Here is a 15,894-nt window from a genome sequence, read left to right as displayed (position 1 = left end):
GTTCAGGCGAGGAGGGCCGCCAGACGGACTGCCCAACGGAAAAGGCCCTCCAGCCGTGGAGTGGAATCCAAGGGTTGAACCTGTGCAGGGAACAGTGTGTCGTCAGTACAGTCATAGCCTGCGTCATGGGATTGATCGTATGGTTACCCCGGCCCAACGGATTTGATGGAGCAGCATGCAAGCCAATCGATTGATCACGAGCGTCGCGACGCTCTTGGTGCTGGCCGGTTGCGGAACGCAACGCAGCCAGGAAGCCCCGGCCCGACCATCTGCCGAAGTCAAGGCAGAGATCGTGCGCCTGCTGCCAGCCAAAACCGCGGACCGCCAAGGCTGGGCCACGGATATTTACGCCGCCTTTGTCGCGCAGGACATTTATCCGTCCACACAAAACCTGTGTTCCGTTCTGGCCGTCACCGAGCAGGAATCGACCTTTCAGGTTGATCCGTCGGTGCCTGGCTTGGGCAAGATCGCCCGGGATGAAATCGACCGGCGTGCCGCGAAGGTCCATATTCCCGGCCTGCTGGTGAGCGGGGCGTTGCAGGTGAGTTCGAGCAACGGCAAAAGCTACAGCGACCGATTGAATGCCGCGCGCAGTGAAAAGGAGCTGAGCGCGATCTTCGATGACTTCATCGGCATGGTGCCCATGGGGCGGACGCTGTTCGGCGGCTTCAACCCGGTGCACACCGGTGGCCCGATGCAGGTCAGCATCGACTTCGCCGAGCAACAGGCACGGAATTACCCCTACCCGGTGGACGGCACGATTCGGCATGAAGTGTTCAGCCGTCGCGGCGGCATGTATTTCGGCATCGCTCACCTGCTCGGTTATCCGGTGAGCTACAAACAGCCGCTGTACCGCTTCGCCGATTTCAACGCTGGCTGGTACGCGAGCCGCAATGCCGCGTTTCAGAATGCTGTGAGCCGTGCCTCGGGCATCCCGCTGGCGCTGGACGGCGATCTGGTGCGCTACGACTCGATCATGCCCGGCACCACGGAACTGGCCGTGCGTACCCTCGGCAAGCGCCTGGGCATGCGCAACACGACCATCAGGGATCAACTGGAGGAGGGCAAAAGCCTTGAATTCGAGGACACCCGGTTGTATCAGCGGGTCTTCGAGCTGGCCGAACAAGCCGAAGGCCGTTCATTGCCGCGTGCGGTGTTGCCGGGGATCGTGCTGCAGAGCCCGAAAATAACCCGCAAACTCACGACAGCGTGGTTTGCCAAGCGGGTCGACGAACGTTATCAGCGCTGCATGGCGCGGGCAGGGAAGTGACCGGTTTCAAAAAAGCGTAAAAAAACCCGGCTGATGAGGCCGGGTTTTTTGTCGAGTCTTGCGGTAACGCCATTCATTCACACCGCACGGCTTTCGATCAGGCGGTCAGAACCACCTTCGGCGACGCGGTTTTCGATCAGACGATCAGAACCACCTTCGGCAACGCGGTTTTCGATCAGACGATCAGAGCCACCTTCGGCGACGCGGTTTTCGATCAGGCGGTCGGAACCACCTTCGGCGACGCGGTTTTCGATCAGACGATCAGAGCCACCTTCGGCGACGCGGTTTTCGATCAGACGATCAGAGCCACCTTCGGCGACGCGGTTTTCGATCAGACGATCCGAGCCGCCTTCAGCGACAACCGGGTGAGCAGAAGAAGCGGCGAAAGCGTTAACTGCAAAAACCGAGAAAGCGATGCTGAGGAGGATTTGGCGTTTCATGAGTGTGTGCTCCGGGGTGTAGTTGTTTGGTATGGAGCCGATGTTACGCCGCAGAATTTTTAAGAGAACTTCATTGACGTGATGGTGAACATCGACGGCAATGATGGATCGGGTAACTCCCCGTGCGTGGGCGTGATGGTTCATTCGTCGGCTGGCTGAGGTCAGTTGACCGACGCTTCTACACGGGGGCAGGCGCGTGACGTTCAGATCACCTTCACCGCCCGCCCGATGAACTGAATCGGCCCTGTAGGCTTGCCGATCGGCGAGCCGGTGCGGTTTTCCAGGGTCAGTTCGAACAATTGGTCGGGTTGCAGCGGCGGCAGTTTATCCACAGGCACCGACAGCGTTTGCCCCGGTTTGACCAAGCCCAGCGACACCGGCCCTTGCCAGCCTTCGGCCTTGGTCCAGAACTCCAGCGCCTTGTCTTCCGGAACCTGCGCGACCCCCAGCGGAATCAACTGGATTTCCCTGGGATTGCTGGCAGAAATCACCCAGCCCGGTGATTTGTCCTGTGGCGCGACCAGCACCACCAGGTAGGTCGGCTTGACCGTGGTTTGCGTGAGCAGCAGCGTGCCGAGCAGCAACGTGGCCGCCAGCCCCGCACCGGCGAGCCCGCGCCACAGCGGTAACCGATTCCACCAGGATGACGGTTCGACCTTTGGCGCTCGGGTCAGGGCGGTGACGCTGCGCTCGATGCGCTGCCACAGCGCGGGCGAGGGCGTCTCGGGTTGGGCAAAGTCAGTCAGGCCCAGCAAGCGACGCTCCCAGGTGTCGACCGCCTGGCGCAGTTCGGCATCGTCGGGCAGGCGTCGCTGTACCGTGCGGCGTCGTTCGTCCGAGAGCGTACCCAGCACATACTCGCTGGCCAGTTCGTCGAGTTGCTCCGGGGTCTCATCCACAGGCCTGATCGTCATCCCATGCACTCCCGCAATGCCGTCAGGCTCCTTTTGATCCACGCTTTGACAGTGCCCAGCGGGGTGCCGAGTTTGCGTGAAATTTGTGCATGGGAATAACCGTCGACGTAGGCGTGGAGGATGCAGCTGCGCCGCGCAGGGTCCAACTGCTCCAGGCACAGATGAATGCGCGAGGAGTGCACCTGGGCATCGAAGGTTTCAGCGTCGTTCTGCACGTCGATATCGCCCTGGATTTCGCGGCTGTTGTCACGGATGAAGTTGAGCGCCAGATGCCGGGTCACGCTGAACATCCAGCCCCGTGCCGACCCCCGCGTCGGGTCGAAACCCGCAGCGCCGGCCCAGATCTTGAGGAACGCATCGTGGACGATGTCTTCGGCCAGCGCGGTGTCGCGCACCAGGCGCCTGGCCACGCCGAGCAGGCGCGGACTCTCCTGCACATACAAATCGCGCAAGGCCTGACGCTCGCCCCGACCACACGCGGCGAGGTGAGCTTCATAGTCGAAAATGGGTTCGGGCAAGGACACAGATCTCAGCCGTAATGTGGGGCAGTCCAAATGCAATCTAGCAAACAATCCCCATTCCTGTAGGAACCGCTCGCAGCAAGCCGGCTCCTGCACAGGATTGCGTCAGGCCGAGGGTTAGCTGGCCGCCCAGAAAATGTAATCCGCCTGATACTTCACCACTTCCTGCTTGCCCTTGTTAGCCGCCGTGCACTCGGCGCTCGGGGCGACACCCCCTTTGAGGGCCACGCGCTGGATGTAACTGACGCCGCTCATCGCACCTTTGCCCTCGGCCGGATTGGCCTTGACCAGTTGATAGGGCAGATTGCCCGGGCTCGACGGTGCGACGGCCAGTTGGGTGCCGGTGACTTTCGAGCCATCCTTCGCTTGCCAGGTCGCCGGGGGGCCGAAGTAGGTGCCGACTTGCTTGCCAGCGCGATCATTGAGCACCGCCTTGGGTCCGACAAACACCCACTCTGTCTGGCCGGCCATGTTGGCCTTGTCACGGCATTCGTAGGTGATCTCACCGACGCCGGTGGTTTCCATGGCAACCTTGTGCCCGTCCGGAACCTTGATGGTGTCGGGCAGACCGGTCTGGGCAAAGGCCGCAGGCGCTGCGGTGAACAAAGCAGCAAGGCAAATCAGGTGTCTGGCGTTCATGACATTCTCTCCGTTAATGAGTCATCCGCTGTGCAGCAACAAGGGCTGCTACAAGGACTACCCGGCGAAAAGCGATTTGGATGCAGTGGCAAAAAAAAATAATTGAATGCCGTTGGCGCCCGCCCGACTCAGGTCCGACGCCGAACAAATTTGCGCCACAACCAGACCCACAGCATGAACAGCGGGAACGCGAGGATCAGGAAGGGCAGTGCGTAGCTGGTTTTTTCCAGCGCATCGGCGGCGCCGTCGGCGAGGTTGTCGAGCAAATTGCTGAACGCCTGGCTCAGGTGCGACGAGCGACTGCTGGCGCCCGTTGGCAGGAACGACAGCGTGACCCGATTGGTGTCCAGACGCCGCTGGTGCCCGGCGGCAATCTGCGCCAGGGCTTGCAGATCGTTCTCGATCCCGGCCTGTTCCTTGCTCAGGGTGATCAGGTCAGTGACGCTGATGTCCTTGCGGGTCGCCAGTTCATCCAGACGCTGCTGTTGGGCCTTGAGTCGTTCCTGACGTCGGCGAGTGTCGTCCACGGCATCGGCCAGGTCTTCGGCACTGGTGATCCGCTGACCCAGTTCTCCACCCTCGGCGGCCATGGCCACCAGCGGTTCGACGCCGGCCGGAGCGATGCGCAGGGTGATGTCGGCACGGCCTGCGCCTTGCTCGATGCGTAACACGTTGCAGGCGCCGAAACGCGCGGTTTCGCACGCCTCACGTGTGGCCTGCAAGCGCGGGGCGATGAGTGCCTGGGGCAGCAACAGCTGCAGTTCGTGTTCGTAGGCGAGCATGGCCCCGCCACGCCCTTGTTCACCGGCTAGACTGGCCGATGACGAATGGTCGCTCGGCGAGCAGGCACTTATCGCCAGGCAGGCCAGAATGAACCCGAAGGTACGAAAAAGTGAGGCGCGCTGGCCATCCTGTTGGCGCATGGTCTTTCCTTGAAGAGTGCTGCGGGGGTACTGAAAGAGAACCCCGGGATCGCGCATCTTACCTGCATCGATCCGCCAAATGGCAGGGAACGTGACCTGTACCCGCTCGTCTACTGACTATCTGTTCGTCTCGCCAGGAGCGCGATATGTATCAGCTATACGGACACCAGAACTCCGGCGCCGCCGCCATCGAAGCCGCGCTGGAACTCTGCGAGATTCCTTACCGCTTCATCGACGTCGAGGTCTCCACGGAGGCGGCCCACGCCCTGGAGAAACTCAACCCGCTCAAGCAGATTCCGACCTTGCAGCTGCCCGACGGCAGCGTTCTCACGGAAAGTGCGGCGATCCTTATTCATCTCGGGCTCACGTTTCCCAAGTCGAACCTGCTGCCGGATAACGCCGTCGAACGCGACCAGGCGATCCGTGGCCTGGTGTATATCGTCAGCAATTGTTATGCGGCGATCGGCATCATCGACTATCCGGAACGGTGGCTGGCCGTGGCGGACAAGCCCTCCAGAGACAACCTCATGGTGGGCGCTCGCGACCGACTGCACTGGAGTTGGGAGGTGTTCGCCGATCAGTTCTCGGGCGAGTTGTATCTGGGCGATGAGTCGCCCGGGGCGCTTGATGTGTTGGCGGCGGTAATTACGCGTTGGGCGGGCAGCCGGGAACATTTGCGCAGCGCCCGACCGGGGTTTTTCGCCTGGCTGGAGCGAATCGACCGGCACCCGACACTGGCACCGGTCTTTGCGCGACATTGGCCATCCTGAAAAGATCGCTAGAGTGTAAACACCCTCTCAATGTAGGCGCTGCCGAAGGCTGCGATCTTTTGATCTGCACTTATTCGCCGCGAATGTACTGCTCCAACTGACGAATCAGTTCAGCCTGTTCGGCGATGGCTTCCTTGACCAGGTCGCCGATCGACAGCAACCCGATCAGCTTGCCGTTCTCCACCACCGGCAGGTGGCGCAGGCGTTTGTCGGACATGATGCCCAGGCAGGTATCGACGGTTTGATGGGTGTCCACGGTGATCACCGGTGACACCATGATGTCGCGCACCGGCGTGCCCACCGAAGAACGGCCATGCAGCACCAGTTTGCGCGCGTAGTCACGTTCACTGATGATGCCCAGCACTTCTTCATTCTCTACCACCAGCAAGGCACCGACGTTCTTCTCGGCCATCTTCATCAGCGCTTCCAGCACCATGTGATCCGGCTTGATCTGATGCACTTCCTGATTTTTCTGATCTTTCAACTTGAGCAGTTGGGCGACGGTTTTCATGGTGGCTTCTCGGGTGTTGTCGTTGTTCTTGAAGAATCGTAGACGCAAGCGCTGAGGGCAAGGCAGAAAGCGGCAGATAACGCGCAAAAAACGTCATTCAGCGGTTTTTCTTCAAAAAAGCGCAAACACGCACCCACTGCGGGCACCCACTTCAGGAGCGCTATCGCCTGCGATGACGCGTAGAATTGCCACCTGAATCGGATTTGAGGTTGCAGTGGTGGATTTACAGCGGGGCTTCGTCCTGACCCGGCATTGGCGCGATACCCCGGCCGGTACGGAAGTCGAGTTCTGGCTGGCGACCGACACCGGTCCCCGGTGCATCCGCCTGCCGCATCAACCGTCGGTGGCGTTCATCCCGGCCGAGCAGCGTGAACAGGCGGAGCAAGTGCTGCGCGACGAAAAAAACGTCGAGCTCAAACCCTTGGCTCTGCTGGATTTCGAACATCGCCCGGTGCTCGGCCTGTATTGCCGGCAGCACGGTCAGTTGATGCGCCTGGACACCGCGCTGCGCAGGGCTGGCGTCGAGCTGTTCGAGGGCGATGTGCGCCCGCCGGAACGCTACATGATGGAGCGCTTCATCACGGCGCCGGTGATCTTCGGTGGCACACCGAATGCCGAAGGCCTGCTGCTCGACGCGCAGATGAAACCCGACCCCGACTATCGGCCATCGCTCCGGCTGGTGTCCCTGGACATCGAAACCACCGCGCAAGGCGATCTGTATTCCATTGCCCTGGAAGGCTGCGGCGAGCGCCAGGTCTACATGCTCGGCCCGCCGAATGGCGACGACAGCGAGGTGGATTTCCAGCTCGAATATTGCGACTCCCGAACCCTGCTGCTGAAAAAACTCAACGAATGGTTCGCCCGGCATGACCCGGACGCGATCATCGGCTGGAACGTTGTGCAGTTCGATCTGCGCGTGCTGCACGAACACGCACGACGGCTCGCGGTGCCGCTGAAACTGGGGCGGGGCGGCGAAGAAATGCAGTGGCGTGAACACGGCAGCCGCAACCATTACTTCGCTTCGGCCGCCGGGCGATTGATCATCGATGGCATCGAATCCCTGCGCTCGGCGACCTGGAGTTTCCCCTCGTTCAGCCTGGAAAACGTCGCGCAAACCTTGCTTGGCGAAGGCAAGGCGATCAGTACGCCGTACCAGCGCATGGACGAAATCAACCGCATGTTCGCCGAGGACAAATCGGCCCTGGCCACCTACAACCTCAAGGACTGCGAACTGGTCACGCGGATTTTCGCCAAAACCCAATTGCTCACTTTCCTGCTTGAGCGAGCCAGCGTCACCGGATTACCGGCGGATCGCAGTGGTGGCTCGGTAGCGGCCTTCACGCACCTGTACATGCCGCTGATGCACCGTCAGGGTTTCGTCGCGCCCAACCTCGGCACCAAACCGGCGCAGGCCAGCCCCGGCGGATTTGTCATGGACTCGCAGCCGGGCCTGTACGAATCGGTGCTGGTACTCGACTACAAAAGCCTCTATCCGTCGATCATCCGCACCTTCCTCATCGACCCGGTGGGCCTGATCGAAGGGCTCAAGCATCCCGATGACAGCGAGTCCGTGCCCGGTTTCCGCGGTGCGCGTTTTTCCAGGACCCGGCATTGCCTGCCGGCCATCGTCGCCCGGGTCGCCGAAGGCCGCGAAACCGCCAAGCGCGAACACAACGCGCCGTTGTCCCAGGCGCTGAAGATCATCATGAACGCCTTCTACGGCGTACTCGGTTCCAGTGGTTGCCGCTTCTTCGATACACGTCTGGCCTCGTCGATCACCTTGCGCGGCCACGAAATCATGCTGCGCACCCGGCAACTGATCGAAGCCCAGGGGCACACGGTGATCTACGGTGACACCGACTCGACATTTGTCTGGTTGCGCCGAGCCCACGGTCAGCAGGAAGCGGCGCAGATCGGCCGCGCGCTGGTGGACCACGTCAACCAGTGGTGGCGCGAGCATGTCCAACAGGAATACGGGCTGGAAAGCGCACTGGAGTTGCAGTTCGAAACCCACTACAAACGCTTTCTGATGCCGACCATTCGTGGCGCCGAAGAGGGCAGCAAGAAACGTTATGCCGGGCTGGTCACACGTGACGACGGCACTGACGAGATGGTCTACAAGGGGCTGGAAACCGTACGCACCGACTGGTCGCTGCTGGCGCGGCAATTCCAGCAAGAGCTGTACACGCGGATCTTCCACCGCCAGCCTTATCAGGATTATGTGCGTGAGTACGTGCGCAAAACCCTGGCGGGCGAGTTCGATGATCGCTTGATCTATCGCAAGCGCCTGCGCCGGACCCTGGATGACTACGAACGCAACGTCCCCCCGCATGTGCGCGCGGCGCGGACTGCCGACGATTACAACGATCAGCAGGGGCGGCCGCGGCAATACCAGAACGGCGGCTGGATCAGCTACGTGATCACCGTCGCCGGGCCCGAGCCGCTGGAGATCCGCAGTGCGCCGATCGATTACGACCATTACGTCACCCGGCAGCTGCAACCGGTGGCCGATGCCATCCTGCCGTTCGTGGACGACGATTTCTCAACCCTGATTGGGGGGCAACTGGGCTTGTTTTGAGTCCAGCAGGGTTAACGTCCACTCGTCCGCAATACCGTGGAAATAGCGGTCCAGTGCCTGATGGAACAGGCTGTCATCCGGGGCGAACTGCGCGAACAGGGTCATCGATGAACGAAATTTAATGTCGTCCGGATGGCCGAAAATTTCGCTGATGGAGCCGTCCGGGATATCCAGCACCTTTTGTGTGCAGTCAAGGAGGCGGGCACCCAGCCGGGGATGGTTCAGGTAGGCCGTTGCCTCTGCGCCTGAACGGATTGCGAAGTGCTGAGACATCTTGCTGCCGCCCAGCCCGGCGAATTGCGGAAAGATGAACCACATCCAGTGACTGCGCTTTCGTCCTGTGCCGAGTTCTTTTTTCACTCGCTCGAACACCGGGTCCTGCGCCTGGATAAAGCGCTGCAGGTTGAAGGCGTCGAGCTGATCGGTGCTTCTCATGAGAAGCCCTCTGACAACACCGCGCTGGCTCAGACCATGGCCAGTCGCTGTTTGCGTTGTGGCGCGCGAAACGCTTGGTCCAGCGCCTCCAGATCCCCGGCCTCAAGCCGTAATTGCGCGGCTTGCGCATTCAAATGCACGTGTTCAGGCAGAACCGCTTTGGGAATGGCGATCACACCCTCCTGTCGCAGAATCCATGCCAGCGCTATCTGTGCCGGCGCCACACTGTGACGAGCGGCCACCTGATTGAGCGTCGGGTGGGTCCGCAGCTTCCCGCCCTGGCCGATGGGGCAGTACGCCATCAATGGCTGCCGATGCCGCTGGCACCACGGCAGTAAATCAAATTCTATGCCTCTTCTATGCCTCGTTCCTCCAGGTTGTAGAGCACTTGATTGGTGGCGCACGCCGGGGAGGCCAGTTCCTGAAGGTCATCCACATCGAAATTGGACACGCCCCACCGACCGATCTTGCCGTCTTCGCGCAGGCGCTCGAAGGCTTCGACGGTTTCTTCAAGCGGATACTGGCCGCGCCAGTGCAACAGGTACAAGTCGATGTAGTCAGTGTTCAAGCGGCGCAAGCTACGCTCGCAGGCCTGCGGAATGCCTTTGCGGCTGGCGTTGTGCGGATAGACCTTGCTGACAAGAAACACCTCGTCGCGCCTGCCGGCAATCGCTTCGCCCACCACCTCTTCGGCGCCACCTTCGGCATACATTTCAGCGGTGTCGATCAGGGTTATGCCCAACTCGATGCCCAGGCGCAGCGCGGCGACTTCTTCGCGGTATCGAGCGGGATCCTCGCCCATGCGCCAGGTGCCTTGGCCGATGACGGGTACGTGGATGCCGGCCAGTTCCAGGGTCCGCATGCAAACCTCCTGTGTATTCGATGGATACTTAGGTTGGCAGCAGAATAGCCCATGGGTTCCGTTCGTTGCCGAGACGGCCTGCCGGCCGGCCTGGCTCTTTTGCTATCCGCGTTCTCCTTAATTGCGGCGGGGCGTACGTATTTCCCTTGTAGGAGCCGGCAAGCCAGCTCCAGTTGACCGGTGTCATACCCGAACACCGGGTTCGCCAAAATTGCCGGTGCACCCGGTTTCCGGGTGCCGGGCGGCGTTGTGTTTCTCCACGTAGCCCGCCGCAGGGGTGGAAACCCCTGTCAGCCGTTACCGCCGAGACGCAGATACCCCAAACGCTCCGACACCAAACCCGACTGAACCGGCGTTCGGTATTTTAATGAGCTGAAAATTTCAACACAGTGCTTTGGGTATACGTCTTGCCCGGATCCAGCCGCGTAGAGGGGAAGTTCGGCTGATTCGGCGCATCCGGATAATGCTGGGTCTCCAGGGTAAATGCACTCCAGTGCGCATACGTCTTGCCGGCTTTGCCCTTGACTGAACCGTCGAGAAAGTTGCTGGTATAGAACTGCACGCCAGGCTCAGTGGTGTAGAGCTGCAAGCGGCGCCCGGACTGCGGATCGCTGACGTCGGCGGCAAGTTTGCCCTGGTCACCCTTGGCGTCCAGCACCCAGTTGAAATCAAAGCCACCGTGTTTCGGTTCAGCGAATTTCAACTGCGGATGATCGGCCTTGATGTTTTTGCCGATTGCAGTGGGGTGGGTGAAGTCCATCGGCGTGCTGGTCACTGGCGCGATTTCGCCGGTAGGGATCAACGTGCCGTTGACCGGCGTGTAATGGCTCGCATACAACGTCGCGACCTGTTGCAACACGTCGCCATTACCCGCGCCAGCCAGGTTGAAGTAGCTGTGGTTGGTCAGGTTCAACACCGTGGGTTTGTCGGTGGATGCCTTGTACTCGATGCGAAGCTCGTTTTTGTCATTGAGGCTGTAAGTGACCTCGGTTTTCAGGTTGCCGGGGAAACCCATCTCGCCGTCCGCCGACAGGTACGTCAGTGTCACGCCAACCGAGTCCTTGCCTTTGGCCGGTTCGGCTTTCCACACATGTTTGTCAAAACCCAGCGGCCCGCCGTGCAGCGAATTCGTGCCGTCATTGAGCGGCACCTGAAAGCGCTTGCCGTCGAGTTCGAACGCGCCGTTGGCCAGGCGATTGCCGAAGCGGCCGATGGTCGCGCCAAAGTAGGCGGTGCCTTTCTGATAACCCTGGACATCGTCGAAGCCGAGCACCACGTCCTCGAACTTGCCGTTTTTATCCGCCACCTCGAGCGCCTGCAGCGTCGCGCCATAGGTGATGACAGTGGCTTGCATGCCGTGGCTGTTGCGCAGCACATATTGCTCGACGGGCGTACCGTCATTGGTTTTGCCGAAGGCTTTGTGTTCACTGGACAGGCCGGCGGCCTGGGAGGTGAGGGTGGCGATCATCAGGGACACTCCGAGGCCGCGAAGTGGGTACCGGGATAGAAGCATGGTTGACCTTCCTGTTTTTGTTTTTTATGAAGTAGTCATACTAGTTGTTGATCAATAAATCGATCAGGAAGGATTTATAGTCGATATTTGCGATTGCGTCTGAATAAAGTCAGACTAATTAGCTTGTCGCTCATGTTTGTGGACTGCAGGCACTGCACTTTTTCGACATCCACGGCTCTATCTTTGGTCAGCCCGCGGCGATCCCCTCCGCCGGCCCATGCCAAGTTCAAGCGCCCATGGCCCGAGTTTTACCCCTCACCGCTGAGCACATCCGCCGCCATTGTCTGCTGCTCGCCGTGTTGTCGATGCTCATCACGACCGGTTGCAGCCAGCAGCAGGGCCGCGACATCGTCAGCCAGTTTCGCGAAGGCCGGCCCCAGGAATTCCTCCAGACCAGCGTCGACCGCATGGCCACCCTGGCGATGCGCGACAACCTCGACAGCCTCTACCTGCTGATGAGCAAGCTCTACCTGCGTAACCCGCAGGAGCTGAAAAAGTCCGGATTCCTCGACGCCCGCACCGCCGGCAAACAGGTGCGCATGGCCATTGAGCAACAACAGCCGCTGCCGACCCTGGGGGGCAAGAAGGATCTGGCGGCGCTGAGTTACGCCATGAGTCCGGAGTTCCTCGGCGACCGGGTCGGTGCCTTCATCTATGCCATCGGCAGTATGCTGGTCACCGCGCACGGCAACCGGCTGGAGTTCTACATGACCGATGCGATCAACCCGACCTTCGTCAACAACGCCGCGCGTAACATCGAGAAAGCCACCTGGATCCTCAGTCAGCGGCAGAACAAAAACGGCGAACCCTTGCTGTTCTCCAACGAAATCTCGGAGGAGGGCAGCAACCTGAGTTTCGCCGTGGAGTTCGGCAAGATCGTCGCGCGCCTGGACCTGCTGACCCAGATGCTGGACGAACGCTACCGACGGATCGGCCTGAATTACGCGCAGAGTCTGCTGTTCCTCAATTTCCTGCCTGTGCAGTGATCCTGATGTGTCACCCCTTTGTGGCGAGGGAGCTTGCTTCCGCTTGAGTGCGCAGCACTCACAAAAGGGGCCGCTACGCAGCCCAGCGGGAGCAAGCTCCCTCGCCACAAAGGCTCGCTACCCATTGGGGAAGGCATAACGATAGTCCTTATCGATATAAGTGGTTATAAGAAAAATCGCTATGCTGCGGGCCAGATTTCTCGTGCGTTTTCAGTGGGCGTGTTAATGGAATTCGTTAACTTCGGGTTGGTGGTTGCAGGTTTGGTGGTGGGCTTCATCGTCGGCATGACCGGCGTGGGCGGCGGCTCGTTGATGACGCCGATCCTGCTGTGGTTCGGGATCAATCCTGCCACCGCGGTGGGCACGGACCTTTTGTACGCCGCGATCACCAAGTCCAGTGGTGTGCTGGTGCACCGCAAGAACAAGAACATCGACTGGGCGATTACCGGTTGGCTGACCCTCGGCAGTGTGCCGGCGGTGGCGCTGACGCTGTGGTTCCTCAGCAGTTTGCAAACTTCCCCCGACGCGATGAACGCCGTCATCAAACAGGCGCTGGGCTTTGTGCTGTTTGCCACGGCACTGGCGATTTTCTTCAAGAAGCGCTTGCTCGACTTCGCCCACAAACGCGCGGGCGGCGAGTACAACCCAAGCGGCAAGCGCTTGAATGTGCTGACCGTGATTACCGGCCTCGTCCTCGGCACCATGGTGGCCCTGACCTCCATCGGCGCAGGTGCGCTGGGTACCGTGGCGTTGTTCATCCTCTATCCGCTGCTGCCGACACGCCGCCTGGTCGGCACGGAAATCGCCCACGCCGTGCCACTGACCCTGGTCGCCGGTCTTGGCCATGCCAGCATGGGCAACATGGATTGGCATGTACTGGGCTTCTTGCTGATCGGTTCACTGCCGGGCATTTACCTGGGCAGTCACCTGACGGGCCGTATCTCCGATGAAGTGCTGCGTCCTTGCCTGGCCACGATGCTGGTGTTGATCGGCTACAAACTGGCGTTCTGATGGTTGTCCGGGCGTCAGTCATTCACGGGTGAAAATCTCCAGCAGATGCCCGTCCGGGTCATCGAAATACACGCGCCGTCCTCCCGCAAAATCATTGATTTCTTTTGGGCGCTGCTTGCCTGGATCAGCCCACCAGGGTTGTTTTCTGGCTTGCAGGCGCGCGAAGGCCGCATCGAAATCGTCGTCGCCGATCAGGAACGCATAGTGCTGGGAGGCTATCGGCGGATCATTGTCGTAGTAGTCCAGCGACACGCCGTTATCGAGTTTCACGATCAGCATCGGCCCGAAGGGCTCGGGGGGCGGCAAGCCGAGAATCTCGACGAGAAACGTCGCGGATATGTGTTTGTTCTGGCACCAGACGATGGTGTGATTCAACTGAGCGCTCATGGTGTGATCCTCACGGCGGTTCAGGTGCGTATCGAGTCATGAGATTAGCTCAGCCTGTTGCGCAATGACCGCCCTGACCTAAGCTTGGGTCAAGGCGAGACACAATTGCGGTGCGTCACCCGGAACGAACGCCGCGATGCGCAATCATTAGAGCGTGGATATCAAAAGGAGATGCGCATGCTCATCAGGTCATTGACCCTGACAACCCTGCTGGCGATTGCCGGCCCCTTGCTCGCCGCCGATGGCGACTCACCGCTGGACATGGACAAGGGCAGGTCCCGGCCATTGATTGTCATCGCTCCGAGCACGGTCGATCCGACGTGGGTCAGCCTGAAAAAGTCGCTGGATGAGCCGGCCAATCGCAAAGAATTCACCGACCGGAATATGGTCCTGTACACCGTGCTCAACCTGATGGGCCAGCGCGAAGGCAAAGACCTGGGACCACAAGACACGGCGGCACTGATCCGTTCGCTCAAGCTGGGCGCTGGCGCAAAGACCAAAGTGATTCTGGTTGGCAAGGACGGCGAAAAGAAACTCGAGCAATCGGATGCGGTTGATCTGAAGGCGATCTTCAGTACCGTCGACCAATTGCCGCCGACCGAAAAAGAAGCCACGGTGCCCACGCCCACGCCGCCGGTCACCGAAGCCGAACCGGCCAAAGGTGCGAAAGGAACGAAACCGGGCAAGCCGGCGAAGCCCGCCAAGCCACCTGAGATGCCTGACGATTGAACACAGGAATGGACACGCACCAACGAAAATGGGCGACCTCAAGGGGTCGCCCATTTTGTTTACGCCCGTTCCGGGGTGTTATTGGCTGAGTGTGCTCAATATCGAATGGGCGATTTTGATCCGCTCCGGGTTCGGGTAGTTTTTGTTGGCCAGGATCACGATGCCAATGTCCTTCGAAGGCACATACGCCACGTAGGCACCGAAGCCACCGGTTGAGCCGGTTTTATTGAACAGCACATTGGCCGGTTGCGGTTGCGGCGGGTTCAACCACTGGACTTTATGAGCCTCCATCGCCATCTGCGACGAGTTGCCGGCAAGCAGTTTGTCGAGGGCGATCGGGTAGGTGTAACGCTCCCAGCCCAGGCCCTGAGTCATGTCGCCAACTGTGTAGTAGCCGGTATGCGTCGCGGCGATTGCCTGCTGCATCGGCGCTTCCAGGCCCGTTGGCTTCATGTTCGCTTCGACGTATCGGAGCAAGTCCGAGGCGCTGGTTTTCACGCCATACGCCTCTGAGTCCAGTGCGCCTGGTTCAACCCTCACAGGCTTGTCATCCTTGCTGTAGCCCTGGGCGTAAAGCGCCATTTGCGTGGGCGGCACCTTCAGGAAGGTGTGCTGCAACCCGAGTTTCGGCAGCAAGGTTTTTTCCATCAGCGCCTCAAACGGCTGGCCCATGCTGTGGGCCGCAAGATAACCGAACAGCCCCAGGCTCGGGTTCGAATACTGCCGATGGCTGCCAGCCGCGTAGACCGGTTTCCACTGTTTGAAATAGCCGAGCATCTTGTCCGGCGCATCGGCATCGCTCGGGAATTGCAGCGGCAGGCCACCGGCGGTGTAAGTGCCCAGTTGCAGCACGCTGATGTTATCGAACGCACTGCCGCGTAAAGCCGGCAGGAGGTGACTGGCCTTGTCGGACAGGGACAGTTTGCCGCTGGCCTGGGCGTAGGCGGCGAGGGTGGCGGTGAAGGTTTTGCTCACCGAACCGATCTCGAACAGGGTGTCTTGGGTGACAACCGTTCCGGTTTCCTTCGAGGCCACGCCGTAGTTAAAGTAATGCGGTTTGCCGTTGACGGTGATGGCGATCGCCATCCCCGCAATGTGCTGTTGCTGCATGACCGGAACGACGGCGTTTTTGACCGCTGTTTCGATCTGCGGGTCCGTGGGGGTTGCGGCAACGCAGTAGCCCGCGCCGAGGAAAAGGCTGAAAGCACTGTAGGATAAGACCTTGCTGAGTCTGAAGTTCTGCATGTGTGTGCCGCTGTCCATGAGTTTTCAAGAGGTGTGCCCGCTACACAGCGAGCGGTTTGCACAGTGGTGCGCCGAATGAGCGTGCCAAATCTAGTCACTTTGCCGGCCATCGACAAACGACGTTATTTCAGATGAGCCATTAGAAAAATTAGGGGTTGGC

The 15,894-nt window shown here is 60.2% G+C and carries 16 protein-coding genes and 1 pseudogene; 6 read left to right on the top strand and 11 right to left on the bottom strand.

Features of this window, described 5'->3' with window-relative positions; translation table 11 throughout:
* The first annotated feature begins 175 nt into the window (after positions 1-175).
* Positions 176-1,270: a DUF1615 domain-containing protein gene (locus ACM1ZW_RS30480; RefSeq protein ID WP_017339700.1), complete on the top strand. Its 1,095-nt coding sequence runs from the start codon at positions 176-178 to the stop codon at positions 1,268-1,270.
* Between the two features lie 77 nt (positions 1,271-1,347).
* On the opposite strand, the gene ACM1ZW_RS30475 is transcribed toward ACM1ZW_RS30480, so the two are convergent.
* The 5 genes from ACM1ZW_RS30475 to ACM1ZW_RS30455 form a co-directional block, all read right to left on the bottom strand.
* Entirely contained in the window at positions 1,348-1,710 is a 363-nt protein-coding gene (locus ACM1ZW_RS30475; protein ID WP_416739940.1) for a hypothetical protein, read from the bottom strand.
* Positions 1,711-1,913: 203 nt separating this feature from the next.
* Positions 1,914-2,624 carry an anti-sigma factor gene (locus ACM1ZW_RS30470; protein WP_017339909.1) on the bottom strand — a complete coding sequence of 237 codons (711 nt, stop codon included), beginning with the start codon at positions 2,622-2,624 and terminating at the stop codon, positions 1,914-1,916.
* Positions 2,621-3,148, bottom strand: a complete 528-nt coding sequence (locus tag ACM1ZW_RS30465) for a sigma-70 family RNA polymerase sigma factor (RefSeq protein WP_031319051.1) — start codon at positions 3,146-3,148, stop codon at positions 2,621-2,623. Before ACM1ZW_RS30465 ends, ACM1ZW_RS30470 begins: the two co-directional genes overlap by 4 nt.
* A gap of 114 nt (positions 3,149-3,262) precedes the next feature.
* Positions 3,263-3,784: a DUF3455 domain-containing protein gene (locus ACM1ZW_RS30460; RefSeq protein WP_017339907.1), complete on the bottom strand. Its 522-nt coding sequence runs from the start codon at positions 3,782-3,784 to the stop codon at positions 3,263-3,265.
* 128 nt (positions 3,785-3,912) lie between these two features.
* Complete coding sequence (locus ACM1ZW_RS30455; protein ID WP_414877989.1) at positions 3,913-4,707, bottom strand: DUF4349 domain-containing protein; 795 nt, start codon at positions 4,705-4,707, stop codon at positions 3,913-3,915.
* A 146-nt stretch (positions 4,708-4,853) separates the two neighbouring features.
* Here ACM1ZW_RS30455 and ACM1ZW_RS30450 point away from each other — a divergent pair, with 146 nt between their 5' ends.
* On the top strand, positions 4,854-5,477 hold the full coding sequence (locus ACM1ZW_RS30450; RefSeq protein ID WP_416739938.1) for a glutathione S-transferase: 624 nt from the start codon (positions 4,854-4,856) through the stop codon (positions 5,475-5,477).
* A 70-nt stretch (positions 5,478-5,547) separates the two neighbouring features.
* Here ACM1ZW_RS30450 and ACM1ZW_RS30445 read toward each other — a convergent pair whose 3' ends face one another.
* Positions 5,548-5,988, bottom strand: a complete 441-nt coding sequence (locus ACM1ZW_RS30445) for a CBS domain-containing protein (RefSeq protein WP_017339904.1) — start codon at positions 5,986-5,988, stop codon at positions 5,548-5,550.
* A gap of 217 nt (positions 5,989-6,205) precedes the next feature.
* Between ACM1ZW_RS30445 and ACM1ZW_RS30440 the strand changes: the two genes are divergently transcribed.
* Positions 6,206-8,566, top strand: a complete 2,361-nt coding sequence (locus ACM1ZW_RS30440; protein WP_416739937.1) for a DNA polymerase II — start codon at positions 6,206-6,208, stop codon at positions 8,564-8,566.
* Here the strand turns inward: ACM1ZW_RS30440 and ACM1ZW_RS30435 are convergent.
* The 3 genes and pseudogenes from ACM1ZW_RS30435 to ACM1ZW_RS30425 form a co-directional block, all read right to left on the bottom strand.
* Positions 8,531-9,001, bottom strand: a complete 471-nt coding sequence (locus ACM1ZW_RS30435) for a DUF1810 domain-containing protein (RefSeq protein WP_017339902.1) — start codon at positions 8,999-9,001, stop codon at positions 8,531-8,533. The two genes, ACM1ZW_RS30440 and ACM1ZW_RS30435, sit on opposite strands and share 36 nt — an antisense overlap.
* 29 nt (positions 9,002-9,030) lie before the next feature.
* Positions 9,031-9,863: pseudogene (locus ACM1ZW_RS30430) on the bottom strand (aldo/keto reductase).
* 364 nt (positions 9,864-10,227) lie between these two features.
* Positions 10,228-11,376, bottom strand: coding sequence for an aldose epimerase family protein (locus ACM1ZW_RS30425; protein WP_416739936.1), 1,149 nt, complete (start codon positions 11,374-11,376; stop codon positions 10,228-10,230).
* 236 nt (positions 11,377-11,612) lie between these two features.
* Here ACM1ZW_RS30425 and ACM1ZW_RS30420 point away from each other — a divergent pair, with 236 nt between their 5' ends.
* Complete coding sequence (locus ACM1ZW_RS30420; protein ID WP_414877985.1) at positions 11,613-12,362, top strand: hypothetical protein; 750 nt, start codon at positions 11,613-11,615, stop codon at positions 12,360-12,362.
* Between the two features lie 225 nt (positions 12,363-12,587).
* Positions 12,588-13,373, top strand: coding sequence for a sulfite exporter TauE/SafE family protein (locus ACM1ZW_RS30415; RefSeq protein ID WP_017339898.1), 786 nt, complete (start codon positions 12,588-12,590; stop codon positions 13,371-13,373).
* Positions 13,374-13,391: 18 nt separating this feature from the next.
* Here the strand turns inward: ACM1ZW_RS30415 and ACM1ZW_RS30410 are convergent, their stop codons facing one another.
* Positions 13,392-13,760, bottom strand: a complete 369-nt coding sequence (locus ACM1ZW_RS30410; RefSeq protein ID WP_017339897.1) for a VOC family protein — start codon at positions 13,758-13,760, stop codon at positions 13,392-13,394.
* A 177-nt stretch (positions 13,761-13,937) separates the two neighbouring features.
* On the opposite strand from ACM1ZW_RS30410, the gene ACM1ZW_RS30405 reads away from it, so the two are divergent.
* Positions 13,938-14,489 (top strand): DUF4174 domain-containing protein, encoded by a 552-nt coding sequence (locus ACM1ZW_RS30405; protein WP_416739935.1) that lies wholly within the window; start codon positions 13,938-13,940, stop codon positions 14,487-14,489.
* Positions 14,490-14,567: 78 nt separating this feature from the next.
* Here the strand turns inward: ACM1ZW_RS30405 and ampC are convergent, their stop codons facing one another.
* Entirely contained in the window at positions 14,568-15,734 is a 1,167-nt protein-coding gene (ampC, locus tag ACM1ZW_RS30400) for a class C beta-lactamase (RefSeq protein ID WP_416739934.1), read from the bottom strand.
* Positions 15,735-15,894 lie beyond the last annotated feature (160 nt).

Source organism: Pseudomonas sp. NFX71 (genome assembly GCF_048079215.1).
GTDB classification, from domain to species: Bacteria; Pseudomonadota; Gammaproteobacteria; order Pseudomonadales; family Pseudomonadaceae; genus Aquipseudomonas; species Aquipseudomonas fluorescens_B.
This window is presented reverse-complemented; position numbering and strand designations above follow the sequence as displayed.